Origin of the sequence: Peribacillus frigoritolerans (assembly GCF_040250305.1) — a bacterium.
Classification (GTDB): domain Bacteria; phylum Bacillota; class Bacilli; order Bacillales; family DSM-1321; genus Peribacillus.
Window position 1 is genome coordinate 186,738 of the sequence record NZ_CP158190.1, and the last position, 25,954, is coordinate 212,691.

Here is a 25,954-nt window from a genome sequence, read left to right on the forward strand (position 1 = left end):
TCTTTCCTTTCGGTGAATTAGGCCAGTTCAAGTTTGTGCAACTGTTGTTGGGCAAACTCGCGGTATAATGAATGCGTATTATACAGCTCTTTATGTGTTCCGCTGCCTGTTATTTTCCCTTTTTCAAGGAAGATGATTTGATCTGAACCGATAACGGTCGATAGGCGGTGGGCGATGACTATTGTTGTTCTGCCTTTCATTAAATCATTCAATGCCTGTTGAACCACTTTTTCTGATTTGCTGTCTAGGCTGGAGGTAGCTTCATCAAGCATTAATATTTTGGGGTTTCTTAAAAATGCACGGGCGATTGCGATTCTTTGTCTTTGACCGCCTGATAATTTCATGCCCCTTTCACCAACCTCTGTATCATATCCGTTCGGAAGCTCAGAAATGAACTGATCTGCATACGCCATTTTAGCCACTTGATTTAATTCCTCATCCGTTATATCCCGTTCGATGCCATAACAAATATTAACTCGAATTGTACCTGATACAATCGGGCTTTCTTGTGAAACATATCCAATCTGGCTTCTCCATGAAAACAGTGTGAAATCATTGATGGATTTCCCGCCTATGGAAATGGACCCTTGCTGTGGTTTGTAAAATCGCTCGAATAATGAAAAAAGGGTCGTTTTTCCGCTGCCGCTTGGGCCGACAATTGCAGTGACCTTTCCGGCTTCAACGTTAAAGCTTATATCTTTAAGTACCTGTTCTCCATTATTATAACTATAGTTCAGGTTCTCCACGCTGATAGATTGACTCATATTTTGAACGGGCTGCTTCGCATCTTCTTCTTCCACTGAATCCAGAATGGAAATGATGCGCTCTGTTGCACCCGTTGCTTTTTGGAATTGTGTAAAGAAACTGGCTAATTGAGCCATTGGCATGATTATTTGGAAAAGATACATGATGAATGCAACTAGAGCTCCAGCTGTCAGGGCTCCTGAAGAAACGCGCATTCCACCATAACCTAAAATCAGCACGAGTAATGCCATCATCACAAAACTCATTAGCGGCGCAATCAACGCTTGGATTTTAGCCTCTTTTAATCCGAATTGAAATAATTTATGGATGCCTTTTTTTCCATTTTGATATTCCAAAGCTTCTGCATTCGAAGCTTTAACAAGGCGTATTTCCGTTAGCACCTGCTGAAGGACTGCGGTGAAGCTTGCTGTTTCGTCCTGCATCCCTTTTGAAATTTTATGCATTTTTTTCCCTAATGGCATTAATATCAAAACAGAGAGTGGAATTGCAGTGAACATCAATAATGTCATTTTCCAATCCAGTACGAATAACACGATCATGGAGCCTACGATGGAAATGATTCCAGTAACGAAATTTGAGAGGTGTTCAGAGATTAATCCCTTCACTACAGTCGTATCATTTGTCATTCGGCTGACTGTTTCTCCCGATGGATGTTCATCAAAATAACTCACGGGTAATACGAGTAATTTTTTCCATAGTTGATCGCGGATACCCGCCACTACAGATTGACCGATCCGATTTAATAAATAGATGGAAAATCCACTGGCCAATGCTTGAACAATGATGGCAAGAACGAGAAGTGTGATCCGTTCAGTGCTTAGTGAACTGATTGAAAAATCATTAATTAGATTTTTTGTGAATAAAGGGACCAATAAACCTACACCTGTTGTACCTAGGCTTAATGCTAATGCAATCCCTATCATTAGTTTAGAAGGCTTCGTCTGTTGAACCAACCGAATGAACTGGCGCCATCCTTTTTGATTTTTTGCTTCTGACATATGTAAATACATCCTTTCTTGGTTTTCATTACAGAGAAGTATATAAAGAAGTTATGAATTGAATATGAACTAGTCTTAGTTATTCCACGAAAATTCTGGTGAACCTTTTCTGAATGGTAAAGTTGAAAAAATATGGCGGACACTTAAAATAGTGTCGGCTTTTTTTAATGAAAAGAAAAGAAAATTAAATATTCGATGGTTAACGGTAAGGGAGATGTATAAGGATCTCAAGACTAGGTTGGGTAGGTAAAAAGATATAGTGATATTTTGATTTTTAATTCATTTTTAATAATAAATACCTATATAAGCTAAAAACTTACCTGTTTTAACCGATTAAATATGGAGATACAAAAAACAGTATAAGTTAGGTGGAAAAAATGATTATTTTGAATGAGTCCATTGTGTCGCCAATTCTTCTAAAGGTGTTAGAGGAAAAGCAAATTCCAGTGCTGGAACAAGGGCAATGGGGAGACAGATTAACATCAGAAAAGCTAAACATTCAAAAGGATACAGAATTTTTCAAGTCCATGGAAATGGACAAAAGGATTCTTACAAACTCTGAAAATGGCATAACATTATTAGGTCATTTTCAACCGAATAGTAATGAATACATTTGGTCAAAGTTATTGAAGGATAAGAGTCAGGTACGAAATTTGACAAAATCTTTATATCCTGATTTCTATTTCCAAGATATTGATTTATCCATTATTAGTGACCTGGATAAAAATCAAATACCGTTTCCGGTAGTTATCAAACCCAATATTGGCTATTCAAGTGTAGGGGTGCACAAAGTCAAGAATGAGCAGGATTGGGATATTGCCGTGAACCAGCTTAAAGCGGATTTACTTCATTCTGATGGATTATATGATTCAGAGGTGATCGGTTCCCAGACCGTTTTAATAGAAGAGTGGATTCAGGGTGAAGAGTATGCCATTGATGGTTATTACAATCAAGATGGTGAACCGGTCATTTTGAATGTCTTTAAACGACTATTCAAGGATGATTACGATACTTCCGATCGAATTTATTATACTTCGAAGTTGGCCATTAATGAAATCTATCATGATGCACTAAAGTTCATGAGGAATATTCAAACGGTCCTTCCCCTTAGGAATTACCCGGTACACTTTGAAATTCGCAAAAAAGGAAACCGGGTGATACCCATCGAAATCAACCCCTTGCGTTTTGCCGGGGCGGGTACAACGGATCTAGGTTACCATGCCTATGGAATGAATATGTATGAACACTATTTTTCAGGAACGAAACCGGATTGGAATCGGATATTGAAAGAGATGGACGATCATATATATAGCTTTTTCTTTGCAGAGGTTCCACTGGAAATAAATCTGGAAGATGTTGCACGTATTGATCATGAAGGACTTCGTCATGAATTCGAACATGTTTTGGAATATAGGCAGCTTCCTTTCCAAAATGACCGGAGCATGGCCATCATCTTTTATAGAAGTGAGGATTTGAATAAAAATCTCCAATTGCTTCATTTGGATTTAATACCATATTTGACTATAAAACACCTGGTTTTCAACTAAGGGGGGCATGGAAATGAGATTTTCAAAGCTGAATCCTAAAAAATCTCTATTGGCAAAACTATTCTTGTTTTATATTATTCCTTTCGTACTTTTCGCAGGGGCCATGGGCCTTTGCTTTTCCTATATTACTAATAAAATGATCAATGAGAATGTCCTTCCGCAATTCGATGATCGTCTTTCTGAAAATGCCCACAGTTTGGCAGCAAGCCTCAATCCCACTTTGATAAACAAGGCTTCGGAACGGGGAGAAGAGATTAAGCGGGAGTTGGATGCCTTTGTTAAAGATAAAAAGGGAATCGAATATGTTTATGTTTTGAAGCGGGAGAACGATGCCGACATGATTGTAGCCTTGAACGGAAGCGAGGACTACATGGTGGAATCCCCCTTCACGCCGGAACAGGCAAAATCGATAAATGGAAAAGAAGATGTATTAAGTGAAATATATAAAGATAAGTGGGGTACACACAAGTCATACTTTACGCCAATCGATGGAACGGATGCGATTGTCGGAATCGATATGGATGCAAAATTCATTGATGAATTGAAAAGCACAATGATATTCTATAATATCTTATTTCTGGCAAGTGCCATTATATTGGGTGTGTTATGCGCCGTTGTCATCGGGAAAAAGATTTCGGGACCCGTCAATGAACTTGTTGGTTACACGAATGAAATGGCAAAAGGGGACTTAAGTAAATCGATTCCAGTTGGTAGACAGGATGAGATTGGCGATCTGTCAAATGGATTTGAAGATATGAGATTAAGTTTGGCGCATATTATCCAGAATGTCCGTGAACATGCTCAAACGATGAATCAAACGACAGTGTCCATTCAGCAATCTTTTGAAGAGATGGTGGAATCCTATGGCCAGATAGTGACGGGGACAACGGAAGAAGCAAAAGCTTCGGAAGAACGTGCACATCATATTGACCGAATTTCCAATATGATCAGTGACTTATCTGATACAATCCGTTTGATGAACGAGCAAACGAATGAAATGAATGAATTTACGATGCATACGAATACACTTGCTGAACAAGGAAGTAAGCAAGTGCAAGATGTAACGAGCCAGATGGATAAAATCATGGAAAATGGCCAAGCGAACAAAGCCAATTTGGTGAGCCTGGAAGAGGATGTAGTGAAGATAAATGAAGTGATTGGTCTAATTAGAGTGATTGCTTCTCAAACGAACCTGCTATCCCTGAATGCTTCCATTGAAGCGGCACGGGCGGGAGATGCGGGCAGAGGTTTTGCCGTAGTCGCTCAAGAGGTGCAAAAATTGGCTGTGCAAACAGATGAATCCATCGATATCATTTCAGAATCCATTATGCGGATTAATGAACAAACAGCCAAAGTCATCCAAAATAATGATGAGAGTTTTCAGGATATATTAAATGGTGTTTCCTTAGTGGAAAACAATGGCGAGATTTTCAATAAGATATTTGAATCCGTAGAGAAATTGCTGAAAGGAACAGAACAATTAGCCGCCCATTCGAAAAAAATCAATGAGTCTTCGGATGAAAGCCTGGCATCCATTCAGGAAATTGCGGCGATTTCAGAAGAAGGAGTCGCAACGACGGAGCAAATCTCGGCCGCTGCCATTCAACAAAGTACCATAATGACTGGATTGAAGGAACAAAATCAAGATTTAGCAAATGAATCGGCAATTTTAGAAGAAATGGTCGAAAAGTTCATTACCGAAAAATAAATATTTGATGTAAACATCTACAAAAACCTTTCGTTATAACGAGAGGTTTTTGTTTGGAGTAATGCATGTAAGAGTTCATGTGTAATAGATAGAGTCACTTTCATTACAGCTTATTTTTTCATCGAATTGAGAGAGTATTAAAAATTGCTGGAAAAAAGTTTATCCAAACCATTTGCAATCGCTACCATTTAATGTTATGCTTAGTCTTAATTATTTTTGTTCGGTACTAAGGATACTAAAAGTACTACTTTTCGTTTTCGATGATGACTTAGAGCAAGGATAGTAATACATTGTGCTTAGATGCACTAGGAGGCAACAACAATGGAACAAGGTAAAGTAAAATGGTTTAACGCAGAAAAAGGTTTTGGATTCATCGAACGCGAAAACGGAGACGACGTATTCGTACATTTCTCAGCTATCCAAAGCGAAGGTTTCAAATCTTTAGACGAAGGCCAAGAAGTTACTTTTGAAGTAGAACAAGGTCAACGCGGACCTCAAGCTTCTAACGTTCAAAAAGCATAATTTCAATAACAAAAAAAGACGGATCCTTGTTATAGGGTCTGTCTTTTTTTTGCTTTGTGAAAATACATAACAAAAAACCCTGCTAAACGATAAGCAGGGTAAATGGTACAAGTAAAGTAAAACGCTTAAAAAGGTTTGACTAAGTATATCATAGTTTTTCTAAAAAATACTAAATTAAATATATTATACTTTTCATGGTATCGATAGGTAATTACTGAAATCATTGAATTGAAGGGACATGAAGGAATTCATGTCCCTTCTTTTTTCGCCTGAAGATAGGCAAGAGGACATCTTAGCAAAATTCCAGGGGAGCAACTCCGAAGTGAAACAAAAAAACGATGGCCCACATATAAAGACATATAGGGCACTTTCACTAACTTGGTGGAAGGAGGAAAGATTCCAATACATTCAAATATAGATTTGAATATTCAGGGAATTGTGTTATATTATAATCAAACGAAGATTTGAATGAGAGGTGTGAGAAGATGACGGAACTAAAAGATATATGTGATGTTCATCTGCATGATGAAGTGAAGGTTAATCGCATTCAAGTAGAAATGGGCCAGGTGGATATATCCAGCATGTCGAAGCTGTTTAAAGTTATAGGCGATGAAAATAGGGCGAAGATAGCTTATGCGCTCTGTACGGACGAGGAATTGTGTGTGTGCGATCTGGCCAATATCATTGGTGCTTCGATGGCAACAACGTCACATCATCTTCGGACCCTTTATAAACACGCAATCGTAAAATACCGAAAAGAAGGAAAGTTGGCTTTTTATTCTTTGGATGATCACCATATAAAGCAATTGATTCTCATTGCGTTAGAACATCAGCAGGAGGTAAGGGTCGATGGCTGAGTCCCCGATGAAAACATATCGTATCCAGGGTCTATCCTGCACGAATTGTGCGGCTAAATTTGAGAACAATGTCCGTGAACTAGAGGGTGTGAATGATGCCAAAATCAACTTTGGTGCGTCGAAGATTGCGGTACAGGGCAGCGCGACCATTGAAGAGATTGAAAAGGCGGGAGCCTTTGATAATCTGAAGATCCGCGGTGAACAGGAACAGGTAACGCAAAAGGAACCATTTTGGAAGCAAAAAGAAAATATTAAAGTGGTGTCTTCGGTTATCCTATTGCTGGTCAGCTGGATATTGGATAATCGATATGCTGATGGAAGCATCATGCCGGTTATCGGTTATGCGGCTGCAATTATAGTTGGAGGATATTCATTATTTATCAATGGTTTGAAAAACCTTGTAAGGCTCCGCTTTGATATGCACACCCTTATGACGGTTGCCATCATCGGGGCGGCAGTGCTTGGTGAATGGGGCGAGGGCGCTACCGTCGTCATTCTATTTGCGATAAGTGAAGCATTGGAAAAATATTCGATGGATAAAGCCCGTAATTCCATCGAATCATTAATGAACATCGCACCTAAAGAAGCCTTGATCCTGAGAGGGCATCACGAAATGATGGTTGCTGTTGATGAGATTGAAGTGGGCGACATCATGATCGTTAAACCGGGTCAAAAGCTTGCAATGGATGGCCGGATCATGAAAGGGGCCTCGACACTTAATCAAGCAGCCATTACTGGGGAATCCGAGCCGGTTTTTAAAACGGTTGAGGGTGAAGTGTTTGCCGGAACCTTAAATGGTGAAGGGCTGCTCGAAGTGGAGGTCACGAAGCGGGTCGAGGATACGACGATTGCAAAAATCATCCACCTTGTTGAAGAAGCACAGGCCGAAAAGGCCCCTTCCCAAGCCTTCGTGGATAAATTCGCAAAATTCTATACGCCGGCCATCATGCTCATTGCCTTGGCCATTGCCGTATTACCCCCGATTGTGATGAACGGGGATTGGAGTGATTGGATTTACCGGGGATTGGCTGTACTGGTTGTCGGCTGTCCTTGTGCTTTGGTCATTTCTACGCCCATCGCCATCGTGACAGCTATCGGAAATGCTGCGAAACATGGTGTGCTGATTAAAGGCGGGGTCCATTTGGAGGAAGCGGGAGCCTTAAAGGCGATCGCGTTTGACAAAACGGGTACTTTAACAAAGGGCGTACCTGAAGTGACTGATTTCAAGGTGTTATCTGATGTGTTGAATGAACAGGACGTGCTGGCTATCGCTGCTGCTTTAGAAAGCAGATCACAGCACCCCCTTGCGACGGCCATTCTTCAAAAGGCGGAAAACCACGATGTGGACTATCATTCTTTATTGGTAGAGGATTTTACTGCGATCACCGGTAAAGGCATAAAAGGGAAAATCAATCAAGAAATCTATTACATTGGTAAACCCCATCTTTTTGTAGAAGAGCCAGGTATAGTTTTCTCTGATGATGTGCTTAAATTAATCAGCGGCTTTCAAAATACAGGGAAAACGGTGATGGTGCTTGGTGATCAAGTGAAGCTCCTGGCACTGATCGCAGTGTCAGATGAAATAAGGGAAAGCAGTAAGGAAGCGATTCGGAAACTGCATGAATTGGGCATTGAAAAAACGATCATGCTGACTGGCGATAATATTGGAACGGCAAAAGCAATTGGAGCGGCAGCTGGCGTTCATGAGATTGAGGCGGAGCTATTGCCGCAGGATAAATTGACCATGATCAAACGATGGAAACAAAAATATGATCGAGTGGCCATGGTAGGCGATGGTGTCAATGATGCTCCGGCCTTGGCAGCTTCCACGGTAGGAATCGCAATGGGCGGGGCGGGCACGGATACGGCCCTTGAAACTGCCGATATCGCCTTAATGGGTGATGACTTATCGAAGCTTCCTTATACAATCCGCTTAAGCCGCAAAACATTAAAAATCATAAAGCAGAACATCACGTTTTCATTGGTGATTAAAATCCTGGCCTTATTATTGATAGCCCCGGGGTGGTTAACACTTTGGATGGCGATTTTTGCCGACATGGGTGCGACGTTATTAGTTACATTGAACAGCCTTAGGTTGTTGAGAATAAAAGAATAGAATAATATGGGCTCCCTGGCGCATCTTAAGGTGCACCAGGGAGCTTTTATTTATGAACTTTCCAATTGTTTCATGTGAAACTTTGAAAAAAAGTAGTCGGTCCTCTTATTTTTTTGTTGAAAGTAAAAGGAGGTCCAATGAAAACACTTTGCTAAGGGCAGCAATCGTTATGCAAGCGATGTCGGGTATGCTACAATGTGGCTGGCTTTTAGGCAGCATGAAAGGTTTGTTTAAGTATAATATAGGGAGTAAGGTAAGTACGGAAGGGATTTGAAATGATGGAATTACAGCAAAGGGCAATCTTGGTTGGAGTTAATCTCAACGGTTCAAAGGATTTTGAGTATTCGATGGAGGAATTGGCCAATTTAACGGAAGCATGTGAGGTAGAGGTTGCAGGGACCATCACACAAAATTTGCATCGGGTGAACTCATCACATTTTATCGGTACCGGGAAGATCGAGGAAGTAAAAAATCTCGTTGAGTATAAAGAAGCTAATGTCGTCATTTTTAATGATCAGCTCTCCCCTTCGCAACTTCGTAATCTGGAGAGGGACATGGATTGCAAGGTGATTGACCGGACAATCTTGATTCTGGACATCTTCGCGCATCGGGCGAAAACGAAGGAAGCACAGCTTCAGGTGGAAGTGGCGAAGCTGCAGTATATGCTCCCGCGTCTTGTAGGTTTGAGGGAGTCATTAGGGCGTCAGAGTGGCGGGGTCGGTACAAACAAAGGTGCAGGCGAAAAGCAGTTAGAGCTTGACCGCAGGAGAATCGAGGAAAATATAAGTGTTTTGAATAAGGAACTGGAAGACCTTGTTGCACACCGGCAAACGCAGAGGAAACAGCGGAAAAAGAATGCCATCCCTGTCGTATCCTTAGTCGGTTATACAAATGCAGGTAAATCTTCGATCATGAATGCTTTGATCGAGATGTTCCATCCAACAGCAGAGAAGCAGGTGTTTGAGAGGGATATGCTGTTCGCTACGCTTGAAACATCCGTCCGAAACATTCCGCTTCCGGATAATAAGGAATTTTTATTGACTGATACGGTGGGATTTGTGTCTAAATTGCCCCATCATCTCGTGAAAGCATTCCGATCAACATTAGAAGAAGTGGTAGAAGCGGATCTGTTGATCCATGTTGTCGATTTTTCCAATCCAAATCATGAGCAGCAAATGGAGATAACGGATAAGACTTTAAATGAGATAGGCATTAAAGGGATTCCGACGATTTTTGCCTATAATAAAGCGGACCTTACCGATTTGGAAATCCCTAAGGTGAATCGTGACTCTGTATATATGTCAGCAAAAAACAAAGTCGGCATCGAGGAATTGATCGATCAAATTCGCCAGCATATTTTTGTCGACTATACTCACTGTGAAATGCTGATTCCATATGATCAAGGGCAGCTTGTTTCCTATTTCAATGAAAGTGGTCACATAACGGAAACTGAATATGAGGCAAATGGATATCGAATAAAGCTTGAGTGCAAGAAAACGGATTATGAGAAATATAAACGATACGTTATTCATCCGGAATGAGCCTGCCTGTTGATAAATTGTTAACGGTTTGTTGATAAGTGGAAAAGTTGATTTCTTAATGTGGATAACTTTTGTTAAAATGCTTCTGTTCCGCAAAAACAAAGAGAATATTGCCATATAATATGTGAATAAGTTGTGGATAAAAGTGAAAAGACCCAGGAAACCCTGAATTGAGTTTCTGGGCTTTTTTTTATGTGGACAAAGTGTTGATAAGTAAGTTTTGGAACAAATCATCCAAATAATATCAGTAAGTATGATGAAAAGTAAGTTTGAATGTAGAAAAATGACGATGTTTATCATTTATTGTTAGGAAATATAACATGAATATTACATATTGCATATCTAGCATCTGGGAATACTTTACACTTTGTATAATGTAACTTGCTTTTCAACATTATAAAATAAAGAATACTCAATTCTCTGAGGTTTTGAGTTTTTAAGATTAGTAGGGGGGGCTTTTTGTGTTAGAAGGAAGCAGGGATAGAGGCGTGACCAGTGAGAGAATGATAGAAAATAATAAACAAAACGAGAGAATTTTGGCTGGAAAATCGCCATGACTTGTTAGTTGAATAAATTGACAGAAACCATGTTGGCAATGATTTCAATCGTTTAAATATGAGGACAGTAGAGAGAAATGCATGCAATTCCTCCCTTTTTATTTTTCAAAATAAATGTTTGGAAGGAGAAATAGTGGATGAGTATGACGAGCCCGTTAAAAGGTGGTCTAGAGATTAACTTTCAGGAAGCGGAGAGGGGTTTATCCCCAAGGGAAGCTTTGGAAGAATCGAATCGATGTTTATACTGCTATGATGCCCCATGTATCCAAGCCTGTCCGACCGGAATAGATATTCCAGGTTTTATTAAGAAGATAGCTTCAGGTAATTTTAAAGGGTCGGCCAAGACGATCATGACGGCCAATCCTGTCGGTGCCAGCTGTGCGCGGGTATGTCCGACTGAAGAGTTATGTGAGGGAGCATGTGTCCTGAACCATTCTACAAAGCCAATCATGATTGGCAATCTCCAGCGTTATTCCACAGATTGGGCCATCCAAAATAAACAAGCCCTATTCAAGGCCGGGAAAAAGAATGGCAAAAAAGTTGCCATTGTAGGAAGCGGTCCGGCGGGTTTGTCTGCAGCAAGGGAATTAGCCTTGCTTGGCTACAGTGTAACCATTTTCGAAGCTGAAAAGAATCCAGGCGGATTAAATACTTACGGGATTGTATCGTTCCGTTTGCCTCAGAGCATTTCTTATTGGGAAGTTGAACAAGTAAAGAGTTTGGATGTTGATATTAAAACGAATACACGGGTCGGAGTGGATGTTTCCGCAAATCAGCTGACTGCCGACTATGATGCGGTCATTTTAGCTATCGGCATGTCCGATGTCCCTAAGCTTGGAATTGAAGGGGAGGATTTGGCTGAAGTTTATGATGCAATCGATTTCGTTAAAGCAACGAAAACAGGGGCAATCACTGATAAATTCATTGGGAAGAAGATGGCGGTAATTGGAGCTGGAAACACGGCGATCGATGCCGCGACCTGTTCTGTACGCCTGGGCGCCGAACAGGTGAGCATTATTTATCGTCGTACCCAAAAGGAAATGACAGCCTATGATTTTGAATATGAGTTTGCCAAACAAGAAGGTGTCGGGTTTCACTGGCTGACTGCCCCCTCCAGGATCCTCGCGGATGAAAGCGGTCAGGTTACGGGCATCGAGTGCGTGAAGATGGTGCTTAGCGAGGCAGGGGAAGATGGGCGGCGCCGTCCAGTCCAAATTCCCGGATCGGAGTTCGTCATACCGGTCGATGGGGTCATTCGTGCTATAGGCCAATCCAGGTATGTAGAATTGATTGAACAGTTCGGCATTAAACATGATGATGGTGTCGTTACATTGGATGGTGATTCCTATAAGACATCGCATGAAAAGATCTTTGCGTGCGGTGACGTGATCTTCGGAAAAGGCCAAGGTGAGGCAATGGTTGTTTCAGCTGCCCAGCAAGGGAAAAAGACAGCCTATGAAATTGACTCGATTTTGAATTGCGAAGCGGTGGATATTGCTTAATAACTATGAAAAATAGGAGGCTTATCATGGCTGATTTATCAATTGATCTTGCAGGTATTAAATCTCCCAATCCCTTTTGGCTTGCTTCAGCACCACCTACTAATTCGGGTTATCAAGTCCAGCGCGCATTTGAAGCTGGCTGGGGAGGAGCTGTTTGGAAGACATTGGGTGATCCCATCCTGAATGTCTCATCACGTTTTGCAGCGGTCAGCTTTAATGGACAGAGAGTTGCCGGGTTCAACAATATAGAATTGATTACGGATCGTCCGCTTGAAGTGAATCTTAAAGAAATATATGAAACGAAGAAAAGGTTCCCTGATCATGCAATCATTGCATCGGTGATGGTGGAGCCGCAACAGGAAAAGTGGCATGAGATCATCAAGCGCATAGAAGATGTAGGGGTAGATGGTTACGAATTGAACTTTGGCTGCCCGCACGGTATGGCAGAGCGCGGGATGGGAGCTGCTTCGGGACAGGTTCCCGAACTTGTGGAAAAGCAAACATACTGGGCGAAAGAAGCTGCTTCCAAACCTGTCATCGTCAAGCTTACACCGAATATAACCGACATTACGGTTACGGCTGAAGCGGCGGTGCGCGGCGGTGCGGATGCAATAAGCATGATCAATACGATCAACAGCTTGGCAGGAGTGGATATCCATTCATGGAATACGATTCCCCATGTTGGCGGCAAGGGGGCTCACGGAGGGTATTGCGGTCCCGCTGTGAAGCCGATCGCTTTGAACATGGTGGCAGAGTGTGCAAGGAATAATAGGATCAATGTTCCCATTTCCGGAATAGGAGGCATTTCAAATTGGCAGGATACGGTGGAATTTTTATTGATGGGTTCCACTGGAGTGCAAATTTGTACGGCTGCCATGCATCACGGTTTTAGAATAGTAGAAGACTTGATTGATGGACTTTCCAATTACCTTGATGAAAAAGGGATATCCTCCGTGATGGATATTGTCGGTAAGTCCGTACCGCGCTATTCCGACTGGGGGAATTTAGATCTTAATTATAAGGTCGTTGCTCGCATTAATAATGATGTGTGCATTAACTGCAATAAATGCCATATTGCGTGTGAAGATACTTCTCATCAATGTATAGATATGTTAAAGGACACGTCAGGCGGCTCCTTTTTGAGAGTGCGCGAAGAAGATTGCGTAGGCTGTAATCTATGCTCGATCGTCTGTCCGGCCGATGGGGCGATCGATATGATCGAATTGACAAATGAATTACCGCCAATGACGTGGAATGAACGACAATCGTTCCTTGGGGGCATAAGCAGTGAAAGTGTTGATTTCGTAAAATGATGGAGGGGTCTAATATGAAGAAAATCATTAAAAATGGAACGATTGCAACGGCTGCAGATACGTATCAAGCCGATATATTGATTGAAAATGAGAAGATTGCAATGATTGGCAAGGACCTCCCGGCTGAGGGGGCTGAAATCATTGATGCAAAAGGAGCTTATATTTTTCCGGGGGGCATTGATCCGCATACACATCTCGATATGCCGTTTGGCGGGACAACGACAAAGGATGATTATGAAACGGGAACGATTGCCGCTGCATATGGAGGCACGACAACGATCATCGACTTTTGTTTGACCGAAAAAGGGGTGCCGTTAAAGAAAGCGATAGAAACATGGCATGAAAAGGCCAATGGAAAAGCGGCCATAGATTACGGTTTCCATTTAATGATCAGTGAGATTAATGATGATGTATTGGCTGAGCTGCCGAGTATCATCGTTAATGAAGGGATTTCTTCCTTTAAAGTGTTCATGGCTTACAAGAATGTTTTTCAGGCTGATGATGCCACGCTATACCGCACTCTGTTGCAAGCAAAGGAACTTGGCGCACTTGTCATGGTTCATGCTGAAAATGGCGATGTCATCGATTATCTTACGAAGCAGGCGCTGGCTGAGGGTAACACGGATCCAATTTATCATGCATTAACAAGGCCTCCGGAGCTTGAAGGGGAAGCAACTGGACGGGCTGCCAAACTGACGGAAATGGCAAATGGCCAGCTCTATGTCGTTCATGTCACCTGTGAAGATGCGGTTGAAAAGATCACTGAGGCAAGAAATAAAGGGGTGGATATTTGGGGGGAGACTTGTCCGCAATATCTGGTTCTTGACCAATCTTATCTTGAAAAGCCCCATTTCGAGGGATCTAAGTATGTATGGTCCCCGCCGTTAAGGGAGAAGAAAAACCAGGAAGTGCTATGGAATGCTTTGAAAATGGGCCAGCTGCAAACGATCGGCTCCGATCAATGCTCTTTTGATTTTAAGGGACAGAAGGAACTTGGACGTGAAGATTTCACGAAAATACCGAACGGCGGGCCAACGATTGAGGATCGCATGAGTATCCTCTTTTCTGAAGGAGTCATGAAAGAGCGCATTACCTTGAATCAATTCGTCGACATGACATCTACGCGTGCCGCCAAGCTATTTGGATTATTCCCGAAGAAAGGGACGATAGCGGTAGGTTCGGATGCTGATATTGTCATTTTTGACCCGAAAGTTGAAAGGGCCATTTCTGCAGAAACCCATCACATGGCGGTGGATTATAATGCGTTTGAAGGTATGGAAATTACAGGTGAACCGGTGTCCGTTTTATCGAGAGGTCAATTCGTCATTAAAGACAAACAATTTGTGGGCGAAGTTGGAAAAGGGCAATTCCTGAAACGGGCAAAATATAATGCGTCGCTGAAGCCGGATACCGGGAAAAAGCTTACAGTCTAACTTTGGTAAGGAATCTTGCAAATTAAATTAGGGGGATTTTTATGAGTGAGAAGAAAGATTATTTAAAGTCTCCCGATTTGCTGCCTATACCTCATAGTGAGAAAAACATAAGTGCAGCCGGATTTGGTTTCATTTGGGTGGGCATGGCTGTAGTATTGGCTGCCTTCGCAATCGGTGGGAACGGTGTCCAAAGTTTATCCTTAGGATGGGTCGTTCTTGCAACGGTCATTGCCTGTGTGGTACTCGGCTTTTTGATGACAATGACAGGGGATATTGGTGTTGAACATGGAATATCATTCCCCGTTTATATGAGGGCGCCGTTCGGTACGATTGGCACCCACATCCCTTCGGTTGTACGGGGGTTTGTAGCGTCTTGCTGGTTCGGCCTCAATACTTACTTTGGAGCTACTGCAATGAACGCTATTTTCACAACCCTTTTTGATTTTGATAATTGGTTTATCTGCTTCCTCATTTTTGCTGTTTTACAATTAGTGAATACGGCAATGGGAATAAAGTCGATAGAACGATTCGCCGACTTGGCGGCGCCCGTCATCATTTTAATTTCCGGCTGGATGTATTTCACTCTATCCGATCAGGCTATAGCCCAAGGAAGAGATGTATGGTCCTGGATTGAAAGTCCGGTCACTGGCGGGGCCGCCGCAACGGCTTTCATGGTCGTCATTATGGCAAATATGGGATTTTGGGGCACGTTGACTGCAGATATGCCTACGCTTTCCCGCTATATAAAGGCACCAAAAAATGAAAAAAATTGGTTCAAGCGCAATAAGGGGCAAATAATTGGGAATATTATCACCTATCCCATCACCCAGACTTTCATGGTGATTATCGGTGCGGTTTCTTATATGGCCGTTTCCAATTATGATCCTGTAGTTGCTATACAGGGATCAGCAAGTGGAATTGCCCTCGGCGTCCTTTTGATCATGATCGTATTTGCTCAATGGTCGACGAATACTACAGCCAATGTCATTCCCGCAGCTACCATTTTCTCCAATGTCATGGGTCCTAAAATGCCATTTTGGGCAGGGGTCGTTGTAGCGGGGGTTATTGGGATAGTAGTTCAGCCATGGAGCCTGTTCGGCATCATCATAGAAGTTTTATTAATAATAGGTGGAATCCTGGCATCCATTGTCGGCATCCTGGTATCGGATTACTATTTCCTTCGTAAACGGAGAGTGAATGTACAAGAACTCTATGAAAGTGAAGGCCAGTATAAGTACTTGAATGGAGTGAATTGGGCAGGAATCATTTCTTGGGTGATTGGAGGAATTGGTGCCACGATTTTTTCAAATTATTCGTTTATTATTGGCTTTCTTCTCGGCGGTGCAAGTTATTTTATATTAGCCAAGTATTGGTGGTTCAAGCGATATGAACAAGCTGAAATCATTGATCCGAGCGATGAGAAATATTTAGGCATTTCCGTCGGAAGGGATTGGATAATCGGAAATGGCCCAGAACTTGAGGAAGAGATGGTTTTTACGGCTACGACCACCGGCAAGGAGAACGTTTGAAAAAGGGGGGAATGGAAATGTCCGAATATCAAGAGTATCGCTTAGAAAGGGAACAAATCGATTTTTTACTTGAAAGAGGATATCGAATCACCCGGGTTTCCGAAAGTTTAAGTGGAGCCTTTCTCGATTTTGAACTGATTGAAGGAACGAAGCAGGAATGGAAGCAATTGAACATCAAAACCCCGGAAGGAAGGAAATACTTCTCTACATTGCTTTTCAAAAAAAAATTGAATTGAAATCGTTTTGGACCGGGCCTATTCCTCACGAATGGGCCCTTTTTGTTCGAGTTTTTTGTAGAATTTTGACGTTAGATTTTCTGACAAGTGTCTGGAGATTTAAGGTTTGTCCGTTTATAATAGATTTTAAAGCAGTTTTATAAAAGGATGTGGCTGGATGAATACATCGATTACAATCGAGGAAATTCTAACACGCAAGCATTTTAATCTGACGGATATAATTGCAGGTAGAAGTGGGATAAAGCGTCAAGTGAAGTGGGTCCACTGCATGGAAGTCACCCAAATCAGCCATTTGTTAAATGGAAACGAACTGATACTGACTACCGGTTTAGGGTGGAAAGACTGCGATGACACATTTCTATCCTACTTAAGACAGTTAATAGAATGCGATGCAGCTGGACTCTGTATAGAGATTGGCGCCAACACCATGGCAGTGCCGCAATGTGCCATCGATCTCGCAAATGAACGGCAATTCCCTATCATCCTATTTCATGAAGAAGTCCCTTTCGTAGAAATCACGCAGGATATACATTCCCTTATCATCAATAAACAATATGAGATGATCTCCAACTTAGAAAACTACTCACAGCAGTTAAATAAAAATCTCCTCGAAATTGACCATTATGAACCAATTCTAAAATTTCTCCACAGCTATTTAAATGTACAGGTTATTCTTATCTTTAATGAAAATGATATAGCCAGCATTCCAAAAATAAAGAAAAAAACAACCTATCAAATGGTGGCGGACATATACGAAGAGAAGCGGAAATTGGATAAAACCGTTCTTGGACAGCGGATTCAAGTGCTCGGTGAAAATTATGCGGAACTGCTCATCTGCAGCAACGACAGAGAGTTGACTGATTTTGATTCACTGATCTTGGATCGAACGGCTACCGCATTGGCACAGCATCTATTAAGGGAGATATATATAGAAGAAAAGAAAATGTCGGAAGAAAGTAAATGGCTTACAAATTGGATTGAAGGTGAATATAGTGACGAAGCAATCCGGGAGAGGCTATCCTATATTGATCCGAAAATGCAGTTGGATGGGGGTATTGTTTGCATTTGCAAACAACACCCAAAGTATGATAAAAGTTCCGCAAAGTTAGATGGAACCTATTTTAAGATTATGTTTCGAACAATTTTTGAACAGTACGGCTTTCAGATATTTTCCATGGAAGTGCATCAGCATCTTGTTTTTATTTTGGGTGATAATCGTCCATCTGAAGATTGGAAATCAAGGGTTACAAGCGCGGTGGATCGAATCATGAAAATGGATGTAAGCGGGCGAAATCGTATGGGTCTGCTTTCCATTGGTTTTGGAAAGCATGTTCAAAGGTTAAGTGAGATTTATAAAAGTTATGAAACGGCCCGTGAAACTTTGCTGCTTCAGGATACGTTACCAGAGGATAACAGGAGCATCTTTTATCAGGACTTACATATGCATCGCATGATTTCGCTCATAAATAAGCATGGTAATCTGGAGGAAACGGTGTACGAATATTTAGGTCCTGTCATTGAATATGACAAGCAAAACAATGGTGAGTTAATGCCAACATTAAAGACCTACCTTGCCTGTAACGGTTCTAAACAGGAAACATCGAAACAACTATTCATTGTCCGGCAAACGCTATATCATAGGCTTGAAAAATTGGAGAAACTGCTAGGTTCTGATTTTATGCGTTCAGATAAGCGTCTGGGCCTTGAATTCATGATTTTTGCATTGGACTTCTTGCAATACAGCAGCAGGAAAATCAGTGGAAAATATGTAGACAAATATATTGGAAGATAAAAATAAGTAAGACTGAAGGGTGTCCCGGGGACATCCTTTTTTGAATGCAAGGAAAGGGAGGCAGATAACAAGGTTAATGCTGACATCAAAATGGCCTATATAGCTCCTTGATGTCAGCATCTTTTATTAATATTCATCTTTTTTGGAAAGGCAGCGGTCACATTCCAAGAGGTAGGATTCAGCTTGTTCAATGATATGGGTCCCGCATTCCGTACATTGTTTAGGCGGCAGTGTCCTGAAGAATTCCAAAGGGTTTTTAGTTTGCATGATGATTCCTCCTCATGATTTGGTTTAATCAGTCTTCGTGTTTGGAAAGGCAGTGATCACATTCCATCAAGTAGGATTCAGCTTGTTCAGTGATATGGGTTCCGCACTCCGTACATTGTTTAGGCGGCAGTGTCCTGAAGAATTCCAAAGGGTTTTTGGTTTGCATGATGATTCCTCCTTTTTGATTTGGTTTAATCAGTCTTCACGTTTGGAAAGGCAGTAGTCACATTCCATTAAGTAGGATTCAGCTTGTTCAGTGATATGGGTTCCGCATTCCGTACATTGTTTAGGCGGCAGTGTCCTGAAGAATTCCAGTGGATTTATAGTTTGCATGATGGTTCCTCCTTTTTGATTTGGTTTAATCAGTCTTCGCGTCTGGAAAGGCAGCGGTCACATTCCATTAAGTAGGATTCAGCATGCTCGTTAATATGTTCACCGCACTCGGGGCAATGTTTTGCAGGGATATTGTTAAAAAACTCAATGGATTTTTTCATTTGCATGATGATTTCCTCCTTTTAATGTTAGATATATTTTCCGATCGCTTTATTCTTCACGTTTGGAAAGGCAGCGATCGCATTCCATCAGATAGGAATCTGAGTGGTCCACATGTGTTTCACCACATTCCGGGCAATGTTTAAATGAATCGATTATGAGTAAATCTGATTGATTTGCTTGCATGTCTCGCTCCCCCTCTTTATAGTACAGTTTTTGTTGTTTGCTTGTTGTTATAATACAGTATATACCCGAATTTGGAAAATGTATAGGTATTTTACAGAAAATTTGAAATTTTTTTCTCTGATTGTCTAAAAACCCTATAGGTAAGGGAATTATCATCTGTTTATTTTTGGATTTTTCTTCACGGCAAGTAGGAAATGGAAGAAATAACGCTTTTTATAAAACGAAAAAACAAAGAGGGAGCGAAACGGACAGACAATTTTCAATGTGTTGTGATAGGCATTAATGTAACAGATGAGAAACAGGAAGATCAGTGATCAATGAATGCCTGTTTCACAGTCGATGTAACATATAAGAGAGCTCGTTCTAAAATGTCAGCAAAATTCAAGCGGCAGCGATTATGTGTAAGTTCCTGTCTGTGTGGTTTTAATACATCAGTAAAGAGGTAACTTGCTAGTAGAAGTACAATAATGGGGGGTAGCATATGTCGAAAGCAATGATTATCGTCAATCCATCTTCAGGCAAGGAAAAGGCAGGGAAGATTTTACCGAAAGCGGAAAAGGCACTTGGTGAAATTTTTGATGAGGTATGCGTTCGTAAAACGGAAGGAGAGGGGGATGCTACGGGTTTTGCTAAGGAGGCCTGTGCAGAAAGGTTCGATGCTGTCATTTCTATGGGTGGGGATGGAACGGTGAACGAGATAGTGAATGGTTTGGGCGAGCAGCAGCATCGGCCTACTTTCGGAATCATTCCACTAGGAACCATCAATGATTTCGCTAGATCTTTGGGAATACCACTGAATCCCAATGCTGCCATCGAGATATTGAAGGATATGCATATTAAGGAATCGGATATAGGGAAGATCAATGACCGTTACTTCATGAATGTGTTGGCAGTAGGGGCAATCGCCGAAGCCACCTATAATGTTACCGTTGAACAAAAAACCCGTCTTGGGTCTTTTGCATATTTCATTGAAGGAGCAAAAGCGATCATTAAAAAGACTCCGTTTCCTTTAACGGTTGAACATGATCAGGGAAAGTGGATGGGCGAGGCTCATTTACTAATTGCAACAATGACTAACTCTGTCGGCGGTTTCGAACAACTTGCACCAGAGGCGGAAGTGAATGATGGAAAGCTGCACACATTCATCATTAAGGATTTATCTCTTCCTCTCATCGTCAAGATCATTCCCAGTTTGATCAGGGGGGAGATCATGGGGAATGACGAAGTTGAATATATTAAAACTTCCAAGCTCCATTTAACTACACCAGAGGAACTTGCAGTCAATATCGATGGAGATGAAGGCATTCTTCTTCCTTTCCAGGCAAATGTACTGCACAAACATCTTCGTCTCTTTGTCCCGGGAACTAAATAACTTGTTATATGGTTCATTGTCATTCATCATGTGGTAAAGCTGATTATGGGTTAGCCAATCAGCTTTTTTTCTATGCGGTTACCCAAGGTTTAATGATGGATTTGATTTGTGATGTTCATCGTGCACAACGTAAGCTCCTTCGCTTTTATAAAAGGTATTATTATTCAGGAGGATTCCAGGTTAGAATAGTTAATGCATGAATGACTGGGTATAAATATGTTACGCTTATAGTTATGATTATAGATGAGAGAGGAAGTTTGATGTTTGTATGGAGTTTTTTCTTGTTATATTAGCTCTTCTTATATTGATTGGAGTGTCTAATGTAATTAACCATTTTATACCCTTTATACCTGTACCATTAATACAAATAGCACTGGGTGTCATATTGGCACTTTTACCCCTGGGTATGCATGTTGAGATGGAGACGGAATTATTTTTGCTATTATTCATCGCACCCCTATTATTCAATGATGGTAAAAATGTACCACGAACAGCACTTTGGAAGTTGAGAGCACCCATTCTGATGCTTGCACTAGGCCTGGTATTCATAACGGTTTGGGCAGGCGGGTATTTAATTAATTGGATGATCCCTTCGATACCATTGCCGGCAGCGTTCGCTTTAGCGGCCATTTTGTCACCTACGGATGTAGTGGCAGTAAGCGCTTTGGCTAGTCGGGTCAAGTTACCGAAGAGCATCATGCACCTTCTCGAAGGCGAAGGGCTAATGAATGATGCCTCAGGTTTAGTTGCCTTTAAGTTTGCCGTTGCAGCTACAGTCACTGGTGTTTTCTCCTTAGTGGACGCAACCTTCAGTTTCATATGGATTGCAATTGGTGGGTTTGTAGGTGGAGCGATACTAGCTTTCATCATTATCAGGCTTCGTGTATTTCTTCGCCGTTTAGGGATGGAAGATGTCACGATGCATATGCTGATCCAAATCCTAACTCCTTTTATTATTTTCCTCGCTGTGGAACATTTCCACCTTTCTGGGATTTTGGCAGTCGTGGCTGGGGGAATTGTCCATGCCATTGAACGAGATCGGGAAATATCACCAACTGTAGAACTTCAAGTCGTTTCAAAGAGTACATGGTCCGTCATTTTATATGTATTGAATGGTCTTGTATTCGTTTTGCTTGGCTTGCAAATCCCAAGCGTTGCGAAAACTATCTTTCAAGATCCAGCCTTCAATAATGGACAAGTGATCCTTTATATCGTGATCATTACACTTTTCCTCTTCGCTTTACGATTCATTTGGCTTACGGCTGCCTGGTCGATTGGCTGGATGACGAAAAAAGCGGAAGCCCAAAAACCAGACTTAAAAGCTGCTGGAATCATTACCATTTCCGGTGTTCGCGGAGCTGTAACGTTAGCGGGTTCGTTCTCGATTCCATATGTGTTGGCAGATGGAAGTCCTTTTCCTGAGCGTTCGTTAATCATTTTCATTGCAGCGGGTGTAATATTGCTGACACTGATTGTTGCGAGTGTATTTCTGCCAATCGTGGCACGGTCAGAAGAAGAGGAAGTGGTGGACAAGCAGGCTGACAAAACGAAAGCTGCTGCCATTCACTCACATCAAGCCGCTATTCGGGTGATTGAGTCCCAAATGACAGATGAAAACCGTGAAGCGGCTTTATCGATCATTTCCAGGTACTGTACCAAGATCAATGAACTGTCCTATATAGAACAGGAGAAAGAACCGGCTGCATTAAGGGAAGAAGAGAAGGACCTTCGCTTCAAGGCCCTTGAAGCAGAGCAAAGATTCCTGGATAAACTTATTAAGGATGAAAAAGTGGACCGGGAAACGGCGTATATATGCAAGGAATACATCCAGCGTATGGAAGGCGCCGTAACAAATCGACTGAAGTTCCGTTTTTTCAGGTCAGTAACGCTTTTCAGAAGAAGTATGCTAAGGGTTTTAAAATTATTTTTCCCTAATAAAAGTGAAATAAGAAAAATCAATCTTGAGAGATTGGAAAAGGTCAGGGATCTTAAAATCAGGATGTATAAAGCTGCCATCCAAGAGATACAAGCCGGAATTACAGCCGATAATCATAAGACATCCTCGATGATCATAGACGAGTATAAAGTGTTGATTTTAAAATGCAAACGTGAAAATAGAGGCCGTACCCCGAGTAAAATGGTCGAATATGAAAGAGAGCTGTTCTATAAAGCGATCCAGGCAGAACGGGACGAAGTGCAGGATATGTTTGAAAAACGACAAATCTCCCGTGATGTTGCCAACATACTCCGCCAGCAAATCAATTTACGGGAAGCACTGACAATCAATGAAAATACACACTGATTAACAGAAGGAGCACTGCCGATATATTCGGCAGTGCTCCTTCCGGTTTGTGAAGGGAATATCGGACCGGGTATCGAATATTTAATGTATCCAATAATTGATGAAAGAGGCTGTACTTAATGGAAAAGGAAATCGGGACCATCACCTTAACACCTTATTTACCGGAACATCTTCACCAGCTTTCCCAGTTTTATTTACCGGGTACACAAACCCCTTTTTCAGCTTTGCCGGAAGAGTCACTGAAATATTGCCGGGAAGATTGCGACAGGCACCCTATCGTAATATTGGCCGATGGTATCCCTGTTGGCTTTTTCGTTTTACACATTGGCGAAAACATCGCCCCTTTCACCAGTGATAAAAAAGCGATATTACTCCGTGGATTTCTTATTGATCAAAAACATCAGGGCAAAGGGATTGCGAACAAAGCGTTGCAAATCCTTCCGGAATTCGCAAAAGGGATTTTTCCAAACAAGGATTCGATCATTCTGGCAGTGGACGTCATGAACGTGATTGCAAAAATTCTTTATGCAAAATCGGGGTTTCAGGATACAGGGATTCAGAAGGAAGGCAGAAGCGGGGTGATGGAGATAATGGAATACAGATTAGATACGCTGAACAAGGATATGGAATAAGGGATGAATTACAAATATTGTTGGCATGTAGACTTTTCCAAAAGGGGAGGTCTTTTTTTTTGTCCAATTTGTTACAGGTTTCATTATTAAACCAGTGATTTAGAAGGGCTGCTTTTAATAATGCCGCTGCCTTATGGTACACTTTACTTAATGTAAAATTCGTTAATCGAGGTGTAGTCCTAATGAAAACAGTCGTAGTCGTAGGTGGGGGCATTACCGGTTTATCAACCATGTATTATTTACAAAAAACAGTTAAAGCGAGAAGTCTCTCGGTGCGATTGATATTAATAGAAGGAAATGAGGAACTTGGCGGTAAAATAAGGACTGTACACGAAGGTCCTTTTAAAATTGAAGCGGGTGCCGATTCGATTGTCGCCAGGAAACAAAATATACAACCATTTCTTAAGGAATTGAACCTGGAGGATCAAGTTGTCTATAATGCGACGGGAAAGTCATTCATCCATACAGACGGGATGCTGAAGGGAATCCCCGAAGAAGCCCTATTCGGAATACCAATGAGCCTGGAGTCGCTGGCGAAAAGTGATCTGGTTTCTGCCCAAGGGAAGGTCGACGCTTTAAAGGATTTTTATACAAAAAATGAGACCTTTACGAAAAATGACTCTATCGGTTTATTTCTTGAAAGCTTCTTAGGCAAGGAATTGGTGCAAAAGCAGATATCGCCTGTCCTTTCGGGTGTTTACTCAGGAAAATTAAATGAATTGACCATTGCCAAAACACTGCCAGAGATGCTGGATTATAAAAATCAATATGGCAGTATAATACGCGGTCTATCGGAAAATAAGCATAAATACCAAAGCAAGGGAAATAAGAAGTTCCTTTCGTTTAAAAATGGCTTATCAACATTGGTTGAACGAATTGAGGAAAGCCTCGATATGGTCGAGATTTTAAAAGGGGTCCGTGTAGCTGAAATTGGAAGAAATGATGAGGGGTATATCATTTCATTGGCAAACGGTGAAACGCTCGAAACGGACTTTATCGTGTTGAGTACACCGCATACTGTTGCCCAGAAATTATTGGGAGATCGGGAGTTGGATGAGGACTTCGACGGTTTGATCAATAGTTCGATGATTAGCGTTTATCTTGGATTCGATATCCCGGACAGCATGCTTCCTAAAGACGGGACAGGTTTCATTGCAGGTGATAATAGTGATTTGATCTGCAATGCATGTACCTGGACAAGCCGGAAATGGGAGCATACTTCTGAAAACAGTCAGCTTTTGGTAAGGCTTTTTTATAAAAGCTCAAGTCCTGACTATGAACGATTACGGTCACTTACAAACCAGGAATTAATCTCCGTGGCTTTACGCGACATTGAAAACAGTCTAAGTATTTCTGGGAATCCAATTACGAGTGAAGTGACGAAATGGCATGAAAATATGCCAAACTACCATATTAAACATCCTCAAATCGTTCAATCGCTAGAGGCGAAAATCTCCGAGAATTATCCGAATGTTTTACTTGCGGGCTGTTCATACAATGGTGTCGGAATCCCGGACTGTATTGCTGATGGGGAAAAGAAAGCAAAAGAAATATGTCTGAAGTTGTAAAAGGGGGACTGCCAGATGGCGGTCCTTTTTTATGCATGCCGGAAATTCCGTTTGAAGTTTCCGGCATTTCCTGTATAATGATATTCGTAAAATTAAACTGAAAGTTTACTTATATAAAACTTTATCTACTGTGGGTTTACTATAAGTAAACCGATTGAGGGTAAATGTGATGCAAATTGGAAAAAAAATAAAGAACCTTCGCTTGAAAAAAGGATTGACCCAGGAAGAATTGGGGGAAAGAACGGATTTAAGCAAAGGATATATTTCACAGTTGGAAAGGGACCTTAGTTCCCCTTCAATTGAAACTCTTTTCAATATTTTAGAAGTACTTGGCTGCACACCGAAGCAATTCTTCGATGAAGAGGATCAGGTCCAAAAGGTAGTGTATGAAGAAGAGGCACAAACGTTTTTCATTGATGAAGAACGCGGGTATCAAATCCAGTGGCTCGTGCCTGAGTCGAATGAGAAGGAAATGGAACCTATTCGACTGACTCTCCAAGAAAAGGGGGAGTTCAAACAATTTGAACCATCCTTGTCGGAAACATTCGGCTATGTATTAAGCGGAAGAGTCATTGTAAAGCTTGGTAAACATACGTATTTCGTCAAGGCAGGGGAATCGATTTATTTTCATGCTTCAGATGAACATCAAATCATCAATGATTTTGAAGGTCCTTCCGAGTTATTACTCGTGGTGACGGAATCATACTTATAGAATTCAA

General features: G+C 41.5%; 23 protein-coding genes. 17 read left to right on the forward strand and 6 right to left on the reverse strand.

All coding sequences use genetic code 11. The features are described 5' to 3' along the window. Positions 1–17: 17 nt before the first annotated feature. Positions 18–1,775, reverse strand: a complete 1,758-nt coding sequence (locus ABOA58_RS01065) for an ABC transporter ATP-binding protein (RefSeq protein ID WP_350300895.1) — start codon at positions 1,773–1,775, stop codon at positions 18–20. Positions 1,776–2,140: 365 nt separating this feature from the next. Between ABOA58_RS01065 and ABOA58_RS01070 the strand changes: the two genes are divergently transcribed. The 12 genes from ABOA58_RS01070 to ABOA58_RS01125 all read left to right on the forward strand — a co-directional run bounded on the left by ABOA58_RS01070 (position 2,141) and on the right by ABOA58_RS01125 (position 18,416). Then, positions 2,141–3,310 (forward strand): ATP-grasp domain-containing protein, encoded by a 1,170-nt coding sequence (locus ABOA58_RS01070; protein WP_350300896.1) that lies wholly within the window; start codon positions 2,141–2,143, stop codon positions 3,308–3,310. Positions 3,311–3,323: 13 nt separating this feature from the next. Next, positions 3,324–5,018: a methyl-accepting chemotaxis protein gene (locus tag ABOA58_RS01075; RefSeq protein ID WP_350300897.1), complete on the forward strand. Its 1,695-nt coding sequence runs from the start codon at positions 3,324–3,326 to the stop codon at positions 5,016–5,018. 321 nt (positions 5,019–5,339) lie between these two features. Beyond that, positions 5,340–5,540, forward strand: a complete 201-nt coding sequence (locus ABOA58_RS01080) for a cold-shock protein (protein ID WP_034304915.1) — start codon at positions 5,340–5,342, stop codon at positions 5,538–5,540. 485 nt (positions 5,541–6,025) lie between these two features. Continuing rightward, positions 6,026–6,397: an ArsR/SmtB family transcription factor gene (locus tag ABOA58_RS01085; RefSeq protein WP_101225672.1), complete on the forward strand. Its 372-nt coding sequence runs from the start codon at positions 6,026–6,028 to the stop codon at positions 6,395–6,397. Continuing rightward, positions 6,390–8,513: a heavy metal translocating P-type ATPase gene (locus ABOA58_RS01090; protein ID WP_350300898.1), complete on the forward strand. Its 2,124-nt coding sequence runs from the start codon at positions 6,390–6,392 to the stop codon at positions 8,511–8,513. Before ABOA58_RS01085 ends, ABOA58_RS01090 begins: the two co-directional genes overlap by 8 nt. A gap of 275 nt (positions 8,514–8,788) precedes the next feature. Continuing rightward, positions 8,789–10,054, forward strand: coding sequence for a GTPase HflX (gene hflX / locus ABOA58_RS01095; protein WP_350300899.1), 1,266 nt, complete (start codon positions 8,789–8,791; stop codon positions 10,052–10,054). A 700-nt stretch (positions 10,055–10,754) separates the two neighbouring features. Continuing rightward, positions 10,755–12,113 (forward strand): NAD(P)-dependent oxidoreductase, encoded by a 1,359-nt coding sequence (locus ABOA58_RS01100; protein ID WP_413020443.1) that lies wholly within the window; start codon positions 10,755–10,757, stop codon positions 12,111–12,113. 26 nt (positions 12,114–12,139) lie between these two features. Beyond that, positions 12,140–13,426 carry an NAD-dependent dihydropyrimidine dehydrogenase subunit PreA gene (preA, locus tag ABOA58_RS01105; protein ID WP_350300901.1) on the forward strand — a complete coding sequence of 429 codons (1,287 nt, stop codon included), beginning with the start codon at positions 12,140–12,142 and terminating at the stop codon, positions 13,424–13,426. A gap of 14 nt (positions 13,427–13,440) precedes the next feature. Next, positions 13,441–14,859, forward strand: coding sequence for a dihydropyrimidinase (gene hydA, locus ABOA58_RS01110; RefSeq protein ID WP_350300902.1), 1,419 nt, complete (start codon positions 13,441–13,443; stop codon positions 14,857–14,859). A 41-nt stretch (positions 14,860–14,900) separates the two neighbouring features. Further along, positions 14,901–16,388, forward strand: a complete 1,488-nt coding sequence (locus tag ABOA58_RS01115) for an NCS1 family transporter (RefSeq protein ID WP_350300903.1) — start codon at positions 14,901–14,903, stop codon at positions 16,386–16,388. 17 nt (positions 16,389–16,405) lie between these two features. Then, positions 16,406–16,624 carry a hypothetical protein gene (locus ABOA58_RS01120; protein ID WP_034304894.1) on the forward strand — a complete coding sequence of 73 codons (219 nt, stop codon included), beginning with the start codon at positions 16,406–16,408 and terminating at the stop codon, positions 16,622–16,624. Between the two features lie 157 nt (positions 16,625–16,781). Next, entirely contained in the window at positions 16,782–18,416 is a 1,635-nt protein-coding gene (locus ABOA58_RS01125; protein WP_350300904.1) for a PucR family transcriptional regulator, read from the forward strand. Between the two features lie 126 nt (positions 18,417–18,542). Here ABOA58_RS01125 and yhfH (ABOA58_RS01130) read toward each other — a convergent pair whose 3' ends face one another. From yhfH (ABOA58_RS01130) to yhfH (ABOA58_RS01150), 5 genes are read right to left on the reverse strand one after another with little or no spacing between them, the layout of a single operon-like run. Continuing rightward, positions 18,543–18,683: a protein YhfH gene (yhfH, locus tag ABOA58_RS01130; RefSeq protein ID WP_072274044.1), complete on the reverse strand. Its 141-nt coding sequence runs from the start codon at positions 18,681–18,683 to the stop codon at positions 18,543–18,545. Positions 18,684–18,711: 28 nt separating this feature from the next. Next, positions 18,712–18,849, reverse strand: coding sequence for a protein YhfH (yhfH, locus tag ABOA58_RS01135; RefSeq protein WP_101225681.1), 138 nt, complete (start codon positions 18,847–18,849; stop codon positions 18,712–18,714). Positions 18,850–18,878: 29 nt separating this feature from the next. Then, the gene (gene yhfH, locus ABOA58_RS01140) at positions 18,879–19,016 is read right to left on the reverse strand and encodes a protein YhfH (protein WP_096340823.1); all 138 of its coding nucleotides are present in this window, start codon (positions 19,014–19,016) and stop codon (positions 18,879–18,881) included. A gap of 29 nt (positions 19,017–19,045) precedes the next feature. Continuing rightward, positions 19,046–19,183 carry a protein YhfH gene (yhfH, locus tag ABOA58_RS01145; protein WP_350300905.1) on the reverse strand — a complete coding sequence of 46 codons (138 nt, stop codon included), beginning with the start codon at positions 19,181–19,183 and terminating at the stop codon, positions 19,046–19,048. Positions 19,184–19,226: 43 nt separating this feature from the next. After that, a complete protein-coding gene (gene yhfH, locus ABOA58_RS01150; RefSeq protein ID WP_137017534.1) occupies positions 19,227–19,361 on the reverse strand; it encodes a protein YhfH in 135 nt (44 codons plus the stop codon). A gap of 481 nt (positions 19,362–19,842) precedes the next feature. Between yhfH (ABOA58_RS01150) and ABOA58_RS01155 the strand changes: the two genes are divergently transcribed. From ABOA58_RS01155 to ABOA58_RS01175, 5 genes are all read left to right on the forward strand, one after another. Further along, the gene (locus tag ABOA58_RS01155; protein WP_350300906.1) at positions 19,843–20,733 is read left to right on the forward strand and encodes a diacylglycerol/lipid kinase family protein; all 891 of its coding nucleotides are present in this window, start codon (positions 19,843–19,845) and stop codon (positions 20,731–20,733) included. A gap of 268 nt (positions 20,734–21,001) precedes the next feature. Beyond that, entirely contained in the window at positions 21,002–23,035 is a 2,034-nt protein-coding gene (locus ABOA58_RS01160; RefSeq protein WP_350300907.1) for a Na+/H+ antiporter, read from the forward strand. 119 nt (positions 23,036–23,154) lie between these two features. Further along, positions 23,155–23,667, forward strand: coding sequence for a GNAT family N-acetyltransferase (locus ABOA58_RS01165; RefSeq protein WP_350300908.1), 513 nt, complete (start codon positions 23,155–23,157; stop codon positions 23,665–23,667). 182 nt (positions 23,668–23,849) lie between these two features. Next, the gene (locus ABOA58_RS01170; RefSeq protein WP_350300909.1) at positions 23,850–25,235 is read left to right on the forward strand and encodes a protoporphyrinogen oxidase; all 1,386 of its coding nucleotides are present in this window, start codon (positions 23,850–23,852) and stop codon (positions 25,233–25,235) included. 169 nt (positions 25,236–25,404) lie between these two features. Then, complete coding sequence (locus ABOA58_RS01175; protein WP_137017539.1) at positions 25,405–25,947, forward strand: helix-turn-helix domain-containing protein; 543 nt, start codon at positions 25,405–25,407, stop codon at positions 25,945–25,947. The last annotated feature ends 7 nt before the right edge of the window (positions 25,948–25,954 follow it).